Source organism: Komagataeibacter nataicola (genome assembly GCF_003207795.1).
GTDB classification, from domain to species: domain Bacteria; phylum Pseudomonadota; class Alphaproteobacteria; order Acetobacterales; family Acetobacteraceae; genus Komagataeibacter; species Komagataeibacter nataicola.
In genome coordinates this window covers 34835-47230 of sequence record NZ_NIRT01000001.1, presented here as the reverse complement: position 1 = coordinate 47230, position 12396 = coordinate 34835, and the positions used below count along the sequence as shown (strand labels likewise).

The window sequence follows — 12396 nt, the reverse complement described above, 5'->3', positions numbered from 1 at the left end:
TGTTCTGTTTATTCGTCAGCCGGGACGACGGGCTTTTCCCGGCGCGGCAACTGCATGAAGGCCGGGATATCATCGCCAAACCCGGTAATGGCATGGTCAGGGGCTGCCGGAAGCAGGCCCTGATCGCGACGGCCTGCGCCCGAGGCAGGTGCGGAACGGCTGCGCGAGGGCTTGGGCGCGGGGGCTGCTTCCTCAACCGGCGTGGCTGATGCGGGTGCGGGGGCAGGGGTAGCCGCGTTGCTCTTGCGGCGCGAACCGCTCTCGGCACGGGATTTACGCCGACCGCCCGCCGGGCGCGGCTCATCCGACCATTCCAGGTTATCCACGCCTTTGACCTCGATTCGGGGTATGGGTTTGCCCGTCAGTTTCTCAATGGCCTGGGCAAGGCCTTCCTCGTCGGGCGTGGCGAGGCTGTAAGCATGGCCAGTGCGGCCCGCGCGGCCGGTGCGGCCGATTCGATGCACGTAATCCTCGGCATGGAATGGCAGGTCGAAGTTGAACACATGCGACAGGCCGCCAATGTCGATTCCGCGTGCTGCGATATCCGAGCAGACAAGGATTTTCAGTTCACCCGACTTGAACGCCTCAAGGGTCGAGAACCGGACCGACTGCGGCAGGTCACCATGCAGCGCACCGGCTGAAAAACCATGCTTGATCAGCGATTTGCACAGCACATCCACATCACGCTTGCGGTTGCAGAACACGATGGCGTTCTGCATGTCCGCCTCGCGCAGCAGCTTGCGCAGTGCGCGGCGCTTGTCAGCCGAATCGACAATGGCCAGCCCCGTCTCGATGGTGGAGGCGACCGAGGAGGGGCGGCTGACCGTGATTTCCTTGGGGTTGCTCAGGAACGCATCGGCCAGGCGGCGGATTTCAGGCGCCATGGTGGCCGAGAAGAACAGCGTCTGGCGCAGCGGCGAGAGCATGCCCACGATTTTCTCGATATCGGGGATGAACCCCATGTCGAGCATGCGGTCGGCCTCGTCAATGACCAGCAGCTTGGTCTGGGTCAGCAGCAGGCCACCGCGCTCGAACAGGTCGATCAGGCGGCCAGGCGTCGCGATCAGCACGTCCACGCCCCGGTTGAGCACTTCCTTCTGCTCGGCCATGCTCTCGCCACCAATCAGCAGCGCATGGGTCAGCTTGAGGTGCTTGCCGTAATTGACGAAATTCTCGGCAACCTGCAGCGCCAGCTCGCGCGTGGGTTCAAGGATCAGCGACCGGGGCATGCGCGCCCGGGCGCGCGAACCCTGGAGGATCTCGAGCATGGGCAGGGTGAAGGATGCCGTCTTGCCCGTGCCGGTCTGGGCTACGCCCAGCACGTCGCGGCCCATCAGCACATAGGGAATGGCCTGCGCCTGAATGGGGGTGGGATGACGGTATCCCATCTCATCAATGGCGCGCTGGATGGGCTCGGACAGGCCGAGTTCCGAAAACAGGGGCAGCGCCTCTTCCTGCGCCGGGGTGGCCTGCTCTGGCGCGTCAGGCGGCAGGACCGCTTCCGTGCTGGCGGCGGGGGCCGGGGCTACCGCCTTTTTTGCGGAACGGGTCGGGGCGGGGGACGTTTTTTTGGCGCTCAAATTACTCTCGAACGTATCAGCAGATGAATATGGCCCCGTCCGATTGCCACCGTGTCGCGCTGTATCAGGCTGCCGTCCCTGATGTACCTGCAGCAATGCAGGGAAGGGGAGTGTGACACGCGACAGGGATAAACCCCTCAAAGCGCCACATTCCCTGTGCCTATCCATATTTGCAATGAAAATCAAGGGGGCGTGAGGTTACGCCCCATATTTTCAGAAAGGATGGGCCAGGCAGGCGGTGATGATGGTCAGGATGCCGATGCCGGTGTTGAGCAGCACCAGCGAGCGGATCGAGTCGAACTGCCCCGGCTGCGGGCGCATGGCGCGGCGGGCCTTCTGGTAGGGGCCGAAATAGATGCGGGCGAACACGCCTGCCATGATCAGGCCGAACAGCTGCATGAGGTTGATCTGCCACGGCAGTGTGGCGAACCCGCCTTCGTGCCAGATCATGAGCCAGCCGCTTACGAGCACCATGGGCATGGTGTGCCACACGATGCGGAAGAAGCGGTTCAGAGTCTGCAGGTGCACCGAGGCGCGCTGCGTTGCATCAAGCAGGTTCAGGCTGGGCTTGAGCACGAAGGCCGCATACATCATGCCGCCAACCCAGGCCGCCATGCCCGTAATATGAAGTGCGAGCACAAGGCTCCAGACAATGGAAAGGGACATGAAGCCTCCTTGCGGGGATAAGGAATAAGGAAAACGCTCACCTGCCATAAAGCAGGATGTGGGGTGCTTGTTTCCTCATTCCTGTATCATGTGCAAGGCCAGTGCGGCAGCCAATTGCCGGAAAAGGGAGAGAACATGCCCGCCAGTGAACATACCCAAGCCCCCCTGGCGGCCCGCCTCGTGCTGCCCACGCCAGTACAGATGGGCCAGATCGATGCCGCTGCCGCCCGCAGCGTGCCGGTGTCGGTGCTGATGGAAAACGCAGGCCGCGCGGTGGCCCGCGCCATACGCCAGCACATGCGCCCGTGCCGGGTGCTGGTGCTGTGCGGGCCAGGCAATAACGGCGGCGATGGCTACGTGGCGGCCCGCAGGTTGGCCGAGCAGGGCTGGCCGGTTTCGGTTGCAGCGCTCGCCATGCCGCGCCCCGGCGGGGATGAAGCGGCCGCCGCCGCCCTGTGGCGCGGGCCGATGGTGCCGTTTACACCGGAAAGTGCCGCAGCCTTCGACCTTGTGGTCGATGCGGTGTTCGGCGCGGGGCTGAGCCGTGACGTGGAGCCGGATGTGGTGGCCGTGCTCGAGGCGGCGCGGCGCATTGTGGCCATCGACATGCCCAGCGGCGTGGATGGCGCGACGGGCGCCGTGCGCGGTGGTGCCGCGCAGGCCGAGATGACCGTGACCTTCTGCCGCCTCAAGCCCGGCCACCTGCTGCTGCCCGGCCGCACGCTGTGCGGGCGCACCGTGCTGGCTGATATCGGCATTCCCGAATCCGCGTTCGGGGGCGTTGCGATTCGCACCTGGCGCAATGAACCCGGCCTGTGGCGCACGCCTGCCTGCACGGCTACTTCCTATAAATACAGCCGCGGTGTGGTCAGCATCTGTGGTGGGCGCGAGATGCCGGGTGCGGCCCGCCTTTCCGCCGCGGGCGCGCGGGGGGCAGGGGCAGGGCTGGTGCGACTGGCCGCGGGCGACAGCGCCGAGGTCTACCGCATGACCGCGCCCGCTGGCCTGATTGTGGATTCCGACCCGCTGCAAGCCCTGCTGGAGGATAAGCGCCGCCATGTCTGGGTGTGTGGCCCCGGCCTTTCGGTGGCGGAGGTGGCGGCGGTCTTTCCAGCCCTGGTGGGGGCGGGGCGTGGGGTGATTGCCGATGCCGGAGCCTTCAGCATGGCGGCAGGTCATCCCGGGCGGCTGAAGGGGGCTGCCATCATCACGCCGCATATCGGCGAGTTCTCGCGTGTGTTCGGCAAGCCCGGCGCGGACCGGGTGGAGGCCGCGCGCAGGGCGGCAGAGTGCACTGGCGCCGTGACGGTGCTCAAGGGGCCGGACACCATCATTGCCGCACCTGATGGCCGGGCGGCGATCAATGAGCACGCCACCCCCATGCTGGGCACGGCAGGCTCGGGCGATACGCTGACCGGTATCATCGCCGCCATGCTCGCCGCCGACATGCCCGCGTGGGAGGCGGCCTGCGCCGGGGTCTGGCTGCATGGTGATGCGGCGCTACATGCGGGCGAGTGGCCGCTGGCCGAGGATTTTGACCGCCATATCGGCGCTGCCCGCCACCGGGCGGAGGGGCTGGCGAAAAAAGTTTTCGGCTGAAAAGCCCAATCCTTTTCCCTTCGCATCTTGCCCCATGGCCTGTGGTGCGCTAAAGCCGCGCGCTTACAGGCTGGGCACTGTGCGGGCGTGGTGGAATTGGTAGACACGCCAGATTTAGGTTCTGGTGGCGCAAGCTGTGGGGGTTCAAGTCCCTCCGCCCGTACCAATGATCCCGGCAAGTCGCGTTATGCGAGCAGACGTGGTGGCCCCAACCGGCTTCTTGCGTTCTTTGACACGTTCTGACCGAGAGGATGGCCTGGCAGATGCAGGTTACTGAAACGCTTTCCGATGGCCTGAAGCGCGGTTTCACCGTTACGGTGCCCGCAGCAGAAATCGAGAGCAAGCGCACCGCGCGCCTGAAAGAAGTTGGACAGTCCATGAAGCTGCCGGGTTTCCGCCCGGGCAAGGTGCCGATGAGCATCCTGCAGCAGCGTTTTGGCGAATCCGTGCAGGGTGAGGTGATGGAGCAGGTCGTCAGCGACGCGACCCGCACCCTGCTTGACGAGCGCGGCCTGCGCCCTGCCATGCAGCCGAAGGTTGACCTCGTTTCCGGCAGCGAGCCGGGCAGCAAGGAAGACCTGAAGTTCACGGTTGAATTCGAGATCCTGCCCGAGATCACCATTCCCGATCTGTCCACCCTGTCGCTCGAGCGCCTCAAGTCCGAGGTGAATGCCGAGACGGTGGACAAGGCGCTCAACGAAATCGCCAGCCGCCAGCGCGAGTTCGAGAAGGTCGAGGAAGACCGCCCCGCCGCCGATGGCGATGTGGTGACGGTGGACTTCGTGGGCAAGGTTGACGGCACGGCCTTTGAAGGCGGCTCCGCTGATGACGTGAACGTCGAACTCGGCGGCGCGGGCTTCATCCCCGGTTTTGCCGAGCAGATCGTGGGCATGAAGGCCGGTGAAGAAAAAGTGATCACCGTCACCTTCCCCGCTGATTACGGCGCGGAGCACCTTGCCGGCAAGGAAGCCACCTTCGACATCAAGGTGAAGGAGCTCAAGCGCCCGGTCGAAGCCAAGATCGACGACGAGCTGGCCAAGAAGCTTGGCTTCGAAGGGCTCGAGCAGGTGCGTGAACTGATCACGCAGCAGGTCACGCAGGAATATGACCAGCTTTCCCGCCTGCGCCTCAAGCGTGAACTGCTCGACAAGCTGGCTGAAAAGACCGACTTCCAGGCCCCTCCGGGCATGGTGGACGCCGAGTTCAGCCAGATCTGGGCCCGCATCGAGGAAGACCGCAAGGCCGGTCGCCTCGATGATGAAGACAAGGACAAGGACGAGGACACGCTGCGCGCCGACTATCGCAAGATTGCCGAGCGCCGCGTGAAGCTGGGCCTGCTGCTTGCCGAAATCGGTCGTGTGAACAACATCACCGTGACGCAGGAAGAAATCGTCCACGCCGTTCGGGCCGAAGCCGCGCGCTATCCGGGCCAGGAACAGGCCGTGTTCGAATATTTCGGCAAGAATCCGCAGGCGATCGATGGTCTGCGCGGCCCGATCTTCGAGAACAAGGTCATCGACTACATCGTCGAGCTGGCCAAGGTCGAGGATAAGGTCGTGACGCCGGAAGAACTGGCCGAAATGCCGGAAGCTGACGTCTGATCCGCTCTGGCGGCATAGGTAACGCCTGCGGCGCGCGGAAGGGGACTTCCGCGCGCCGTATGTGTTTGTGGACAGGTGAACACGCGCTGATTGTGCGGCCCGTTTCTGGCAAAATGACAGGGGTGGGGTGGTATCTGGCGTGTTTGTCTCTATTTTGTCATAAGTAACCGGGAAGGGTCCGGCTATGCCTGCGCTGTCCGTGCCTCCTGCACCGGGCGCGTGACATGGAACGGGCCCTTGCTTTTCAGGATCGGGAATATGGCTATGAGGGATCGGGATCCCGTAGAGATCTTCAATAACGCTCTGGTACCGATGGTGGTCGAGCAGACCTCCCGCGGGGAACGGGCATTCGACATCTATTCCCGCCTTCTGCAGGAACGGATCATCTTTCTCACCGGGCCGGTCTATGATCAGGTTTCGGCGCTGGTTTCCGCGCAGCTCCTTTATCTGGAAAGCGTGAACCCCAGCAAGGAAATCTCGTTCTACATCAACAGCCCCGGCGGCGTGGTGTCGGCGGGGCTCGCCATCTACGACACCATGCAGTACATCCGCTGCCCCGTCAGCACGGTGTGCATCGGGCAGGCGGCCTCGATGGGGTCGCTGCTGCTGGCCGGTGGCGAGAAAGGTCGGCGATTCGCGCTGCCCAATTCGCGTGTCATGGTGCACCAGCCTTCGGGCGGGGCGCAGGGGCAGGCCAGCGATATCGAGATCCAGGCGCAGGAAATCCTGACCATCCGCCAGCGCCTGAACGAGATCTACAAGGAGCACACCGGCCGCACGCTCGAGGAGATCGAGCAGAAGCTGGAGCGCGACAGTTACATGTCAGCGGAAGAAGCGCAGGCATTTGGCATCGTGGATGAAGTGGTCCGTCGTAACGTTGCGTCAAAACCTGCAGAGTAATCTGCATCAGGGGGCGCGTCCGCAGGCGCGCTCCCGGCCCCGGTGGGGAAGGGTTGCCTGCGGCGGTCCAGGCAGCGTTTCCTGCCTGGTCGCAAGGTATGAAGAAGTTCCCCCAGGCGGGAATAGGAGCGGTTATGAATAACAAATCCGGCGATTCCAAAAATACGCTTTACTGCTCGTTCTGCGGCAAGTCGCAGCACGAGGTCCGCAAACTGATCGCCGGTCCCACCGTGTTCATTTGCGATGAATGCGTCGAATTGTGCATGGATATCATCCGTGAGGAACACAAGACGCATCTGGTCAAGTCGCGCGACGGGGTGCCTACGCCGCGTGAAATCTGCAAGATTCTCGATGATTACGTCATCGGGCAGGGCCATGCGAAGAAGGTGCTGTCGGTGGCGGTGCACAACCACTACAAGCGCCTCGCCCATGCCCAGAAGAACAATGATGTCGAGATTGCAAAATCCAACATCATGCTCATCGGCCCCACCGGCTCGGGCAAGACCCTGCTGGCCCAGACGCTCGCCCGCATCCTTGACGTGCCCTTCACCATGGCCGACGCCACGACCCTGACCGAAGCAGGCTACGTGGGCGAGGATGTTGAGAACATCATCCTCAAGCTGCTGCAGGCCGCCGACTACAATGTGGAGAAGGCCCAGCGCGGCATTGTCTACATTGACGAGATCGACAAGATCTCGCGCAAGTCGGACAACCCCTCCATCACGCGCGACGTGAGCGGCGAGGGCGTGCAGCAGGCCCTGCTCAAGATCATGGAAGGCACCGTGGCCTCCGTGCCGCCGCAGGGCGGGCGCAAGCACCCGCAGCAGGAATTCCTGCAGGTGGACACCACCAACATGCTGTTCATCTGTGGTGGCGCGTTTGCGGGGCTCGACAAGATCATCAGCGCGCGTGGCAAGGGCTCGGGCATCGGCTTTGGCGCCGATGTGCAGTCGCCCGACGAGCGGCGCATGGGTGCCGTGCTGCGCGAGGTGGAGCCTGAGGATCTGCTGAAATTCGGCCTGATCCCCGAATTCATCGGTCGCCTGCCCGTGGTTGCAACCCTTGAGGATCTTGATGAGGCTGCCCTGATCGAGATCCTGACCAAGCCCAAGAACGCGCTCGTCAAGCAGTATGCCCGCCTGTTCCAGATGGAGGACGTGCAGCTCACCTTCACCGAGGATGCCCTGCGCCAGGTGGCCCAGCGCGCCATTGCGCGGCGCACGGGGGCCCGTGGCCTGCGCGCCATCCTCGAGAGCATCCTGCTGTCGACCATGTTCGACCTTCCCGGCCTGAAAAATGTCGAGGAAGTGGTGGTCAACAAGGAAGTGGCCGAGGGCAAGGCGCAGCCCGTCTATGTGTATGGCAAGAACCAGCCGGCCGAACAGTCCGCCTGACGGACTGGCCGCTTTACGCCGAATTGTCGCCACCGGGCTTGTGGTGGTGGCGCGTCGTGACAACATTAAAGTGAGGTTGTCGCATATGCGGCGCAACGGATGGGCAGGCCACGTGCTTGGATGCCCATCCGGGATCGTCCATCAGGAGGTCAAAAAAACAATATGTCTGAAACTGACAGACTGACTCCCGTGCCCGAAGGCACGGAAACCACCGATACCAACATCGCCGGCACCCCCGTCGCCGCCACGCGTGGCGCGGAGGAGGCTGATGACGACACGACGCGTGACACGATTGCTGTCCTGCCCCTGCGCGATATTGTCGTCTTTCCGCACATGATTGTGCCGCTGTTCGTGGGGCGTGAGAAATCCGTCCGCGCGCTTGAGGCCGTGACGCGCAGCGACAAGCAGATCCTGCTCGTGGCGCAGAAGAATGCGGCGCAGGATGACCCCACGCCCGATGATATCTATCGCTACGGCACGGTCTCGACCATCCTGCAGCTGCTCAAGCTGCCCGATGGCACGGTCAAGGTGCTCGTCGAGGGCGGCAGGCGCGCCCACATTACCGCGCTGCACGAGGTCGATGGTCATTTCGAGGCCGAGATCGAGGATGTGCCCGAGCAGGAAACCGATGGCAAGGAAGCCGAGGCCATTGGCCGCACGCTGATCGGCCAGTTCGAGCAGTACATCAAGCTGAACAAGAAGATCGCGCCCGAGGTGCTGGTCTCGCTCAACCAGATTGATGACCTGTCAAAACTGGCGGACACCATTGCCAGTCATCTGAACCTGAAGATTCCCGAAAAGCAGGAAATCCTCGAGATTCAGGACGTGAATGCACGTCTGGAGCGGGTTTTCGCGCATATGGAAGCCGAGATCGGCGTGCTTCAGGTAGAAAAGCGCATCCGTAACCGCGTGAAGCGGCAGATGGAGAAGACCCAGCGCGAGTACTATCTCAACGAGCAGCTCAAGGCGATCCAGAAGGAGCTTGGCGAAGGCGAGGACGGCAAGGACGAAACCGCCGAGCTTGAGGAAAAGATCGCCAAGACCAAGCTGAGCAAGGAAGCGCGTGACAAGGCCCTGGCCGAGCTGAAGAAGCTGCGGAGCATGAGCCCGATGTCCGCCGAGTCGACGGTGGTGCGCAACTATCTCGACTGGATTCTGGGCATTCCGTGGAAGAAGCGCTCGAAAGTGCGCCATGACCTGTCCGAGGCCCAGAAGGTGCTCGACACCGACCATTACGGGCTGGAGAAGGTCAAGGAACGCATCATCGAGTATCTGGCCGTGCAGAGTCGCGCCCAGAAGCTCAAGGGGCCGATCCTGTGCCTTGTCGGGCCGCCGGGCGTTGGCAAGACCTCGCTGGCCAAGTCCATCGCCAAGGCGACGGGGCGGCAGTACGTGCGCATGTCGCTTGGTGGCATGCGTGACGAGGCCGAGATCCGTGGCCATCGCCGCACCTATATCGGCTCCATGCCCGGCAAGATCATCCAGGGCATGAAGAAGGCCAAGACCTCGAATCCGCTGTTTCTGCTTGATGAGATCGACAAGCTCGGTGCCGACTGGCGCGGCGATCCGTCTTCCGCCCTGCTTGAAGTGCTGGACCCCGAGCAGAATTCGACCTTTGGCGATCACTATCTCGAGGTCGATTATGACCTGTCGGATGTGATGTTCATTACCACCGCCAACAGCCTGAACATGCCCCAGCCCCTGCTGGACCGTATGGAGATCATCCGCCTGTCGGGCTACACCGAGGATGAGAAGGTCGAGATTGCCAAGCGCCACCTGCTGGGCAAGCAGACGGAGGCCAACAACCTCAAGCCGGGTGAATGGTCGGTATCGGATGATGCCCTGCGTGAACTGATTCGCAGCTACACGCGTGAGGCGGGCGTGCGTAACCTCGAGCGCGAAATCGCGACACTGGCCCGCAAGGCCGTGACCGAGATCGTGACGGGCAAGGCCAAAACCGTGGCGATCACGGCTGAAAATCTTGAGAAATACGCAGGCGTAAAGCGTTTCCGCCATGGTGAGACCGAGTCGGAAGACATGGTCGGAGTCGTGACCGGGCTGGCCTGGACCGAAGTGGGCGGGGAAATCCTGACCATCGAAAGCGTGATGGTGCCGGGCAAGGGCAATATCAAGCTGACCGGCAAGCTTGGCGACGTGATGAAAGAAAGTGTCGCGGCAGCCCTGTCCTATGTGCGCAGCCGTGCGGTGAGCTTTGGCATCAGCCCCGCCCTGTTTGAAAAGCGCGACCTGCACGTGCATGTGCCTGAAGGCGCCACGCCCAAGGATGGTCCTTCGGCCGGTATCGCCATGGCCACCTCGATCGTGAGCGTGATGACGGGCATCCCCGTGCGGCGCGACGTGGGCATGACCGGCGAAATCACGCTGCGTGGCCGCGTGCTGCCAATTGGCGGCCTGAAGGAGAAGCTGCTGGCCGCCCACCGCGCGGGGCTGCGGACCATCTTCATCCCCAAGGATAACGAGAAAGACCTGGTGGACATTCCCTCGGTGGTGACCGAGGCGCTGACCATCGTACCGGTCTCGCATGTGGATGAAGTGATTGGCCAGGCGCTGGTGGAAAAGCCCGAGCCGATCGAGTGGACGGAGCCGGTGGCAGCCCCCGACACCGAAGGGGCCGCAACACCTGCATTGACGCATTGAGCGCCGTAGGGCAGGGGTGCGTGGTCGCAAAATTGTCATGATGGAGGGGAATGACGGTTTTCTCTGTCATTCCCCGAATTCTGTTGGTTGACGTGAGAAAAAACAGCGGCATAGTGCGAGCAGAAATGCGGCGCGATGTTTGAACGATTGCGTAAGCGCACAGTACAAAGAAAGGCGTAAAATGGAGAAGCCACTTAACAAGCAGGAACTGGTTGCTGCGGTAGCCGAGGAAGCCGATCTGGCCAAAGCCAAGGCTGGCGAAGTGGTTGATGCGGTTTTCGGTGCGATCGAAAAGGCGCTGGCAAACAATCAGGAAGTTCGTCTGGTCGGTTTCGGCACGTTCGTTACGGCGACCCGCAAGGCCGCCAAGGGCCGCAACCCCCGCACGGGTGAACCGCTGGACATTCCGGAATCCACGTCCGTGCGTTTCAAGCCGGGCAAGAACCTGAAGGAAGCGGTCAGCAAGTAAGACCGCCTGTTTTCAGGAAAAAAAGAGGGGGCAATCCATTTTCCGGGTTGCCCCCTTTTTTGTAATCCCTTACTAGGGGCGCGGGCGATTAGCTTAGCGGTAGAGCATCTCGTTTACACCGAGAGGGTCGGCGGTTCGATCCCGTCATCGCCCACCATGTTTTCCTGTATCCGCGCAGGAACATGCCCCATGCGGGTGTAGCTCAGTTGGTTAGAGCGCCGGCCTGTCACGCCGGAGGTCGCGGGTTCGAGCCCCGTCACTCGCGCCATTATGGCGCAGCCCATCATGATAGTCCGTACCACGCCAGATGCCATTGCACTGGCGTTTTTTTATGCCCGTTTTTCCACACGGAAAAATGAGAATAATAAATCGTACCATTATAGTCATGACAGGGCCGTGTTAACGGAAGCGTTACTGTATTCATCTTCACGGTAATGTTCATGAATGCACACGGTTAAGTAACTGTTCCCCCCACCGGGTTGGGGCTAGCATCCGTTCAGCCACACATAAGTCGATAAAGACACCGGGCGGCGTATTAACAGGTTGGGAACACGGAAGATGCATTCCGTTATCGCTGATTATTTGCCCGTACTGATATTCGGGTGCATTGCTGTGGTGATCGCGGGGGCCATGCTGGGCAGCTCGCTGCTTTTTGGCCACCAGAAACCCTATGCCGAGAAAACGTCGGCCTATGAATGTGGTTTCGAGGCATTTGACAATGCCCGCCGCCGGTTTGACGTGCGGTTCTATCTGGTGGCGATCCTGTTCATCATTTTCGACCTTGAGGTCGCTTTCCTCTTTCCCTGGGCGCTCAGCCTGTCGCGCATCGGCTGGTTCGGCTTCGTATCCATGATGGGTTTCCTTGGCGTTCTGGTCGTCGGCTTCATTTACGAATGGAGCAAGGGCGCGCTGGACTGGGATTGAGCATGACAAGGGGAGGCGCCCCAATGGGCAACGACGATACCTCAGGGCCGGGCCGGCCCGCTGACAGCATTGCCTGGAACCGCGACATGCTGCCCCCGGGGCCGGAGCAGGATGCGGTGATAAAGGGCATCACCGGCGAAATGACGGAAAAGGGCTTTGTCGTCGCCAGTCTCGACAAGCTGGTCAACTGGGGGCGCACGGGCAGCCTGTGGCCCATGTCATTCGGGCTGGCCTGCTGTGCGGTGGAGATGATCCACGCCTACATGCCGCGCTATGACCTTGACCGCATGGGCATCATTCCGCGCGGCTCGCCGCGCCAGTCCGATGTGATGATCGTGGCGGGCACGCTGACCAACAAAATGGCCCCGGCCCTGCGCCGCGTTTACGACCAGATGGCCGAGCCGCGCTGGGTCATCTCCATGGGGTCATGCGCCAATGGGGGCGGGTATTACCATTATTCCTACTCTGTCGTGCGCGGGTGTGACCGGATCGTGCCGGTGGATGTGTATGTGCCCGGCTGCCCGCCCACGGCGGAGGCGCTGATCTACGGCATCCTGCAACTGCAGAAGAAGATCCGCAGGACGGGGACGATCCGCCGTGGCTGA

At 62.2% G+C, this 12396-nt stretch carries 10 protein-coding genes and 3 tRNA genes; 11 read left to right on the top strand and 2 right to left on the bottom strand.

Annotation, left to right across the window (positions count from 1 at the left end; all coding sequences use genetic code 11):
* Positions 1–8: 8 nt before the first annotated feature.
* On the bottom strand, positions 9–1580 hold the full coding sequence (locus CDI09_RS00200; RefSeq protein ID WP_078524415.1) for a DEAD/DEAH box helicase: 1572 nt from the start codon (positions 1578–1580) through the stop codon (positions 9–11).
* A 213-nt stretch (positions 1581–1793) separates the two neighbouring features.
* Positions 1794–2246: a CopD family protein gene (locus CDI09_RS00195; RefSeq protein WP_078524414.1), complete on the bottom strand. Its 453-nt coding sequence runs from the start codon at positions 2244–2246 to the stop codon at positions 1794–1796.
* 135 nt (positions 2247–2381) lie between these two features.
* On the opposite strand from CDI09_RS00195, the gene CDI09_RS00190 reads away from it, so the two are divergent.
* The 11 genes from CDI09_RS00190 (at position 2382) to CDI09_RS00140 (ending at position 12396) form a co-directional block, all read left to right on the top strand.
* The gene (locus CDI09_RS00190; protein WP_110571135.1) at positions 2382–3845 is read left to right on the top strand and encodes an NAD(P)H-hydrate dehydratase; all 1464 of its coding nucleotides are present in this window, start codon (positions 2382–2384) and stop codon (positions 3843–3845) included.
* An 81-nt stretch (positions 3846–3926) separates the two neighbouring features.
* A tRNA-Leu gene (locus CDI09_RS00185) sits at positions 3927–4011 on the top strand.
* Positions 4012–4108: 97 nt separating this feature from the next.
* The gene (gene tig, locus CDI09_RS00180; RefSeq protein ID WP_078527679.1) at positions 4109–5446 is read left to right on the top strand and encodes a trigger factor; all 1338 of its coding nucleotides are present in this window, start codon (positions 4109–4111) and stop codon (positions 5444–5446) included.
* A gap of 264 nt (positions 5447–5710) precedes the next feature.
* On the top strand, positions 5711–6346 hold the full coding sequence (locus CDI09_RS00175; RefSeq protein WP_061272180.1) for an ATP-dependent Clp protease proteolytic subunit: 636 nt from the start codon (positions 5711–5713) through the stop codon (positions 6344–6346).
* Positions 6347–6480: 134 nt separating this feature from the next.
* A complete protein-coding gene (gene clpX / locus CDI09_RS00170; RefSeq protein ID WP_078524412.1) occupies positions 6481–7740 on the top strand; it encodes an ATP-dependent Clp protease ATP-binding subunit ClpX in 1260 nt (419 codons plus the stop codon).
* Between the two features lie 162 nt (positions 7741–7902).
* Positions 7903–10398, top strand: a complete 2496-nt coding sequence (gene lon, locus CDI09_RS00165; protein ID WP_078524411.1) for an endopeptidase La — start codon at positions 7903–7905, stop codon at positions 10396–10398.
* 181 nt (positions 10399–10579) lie between these two features.
* Positions 10580–10867, top strand: a complete 288-nt coding sequence (locus CDI09_RS00160) for an HU family DNA-binding protein (RefSeq protein ID WP_061272185.1) — start codon at positions 10580–10582, stop codon at positions 10865–10867.
* An 82-nt stretch (positions 10868–10949) separates the two neighbouring features.
* A tRNA-Val gene (locus tag CDI09_RS00155) sits at positions 10950–11024 on the top strand.
* 34 nt (positions 11025–11058) lie between these two features.
* Positions 11059–11135, top strand: a tRNA-Asp gene (locus CDI09_RS00150).
* Positions 11136–11425: 290 nt separating this feature from the next.
* Positions 11426–11791: an NADH-quinone oxidoreductase subunit A gene (locus CDI09_RS00145; RefSeq protein ID WP_078524410.1), complete on the top strand. Its 366-nt coding sequence runs from the start codon at positions 11426–11428 to the stop codon at positions 11789–11791.
* Between the two features lie 23 nt (positions 11792–11814).
* On the top strand, positions 11815–12396 hold the full coding sequence (locus tag CDI09_RS00140) for a NuoB/complex I 20 kDa subunit family protein (protein WP_078524409.1): 582 nt from the start codon (positions 11815–11817) through the stop codon (positions 12394–12396).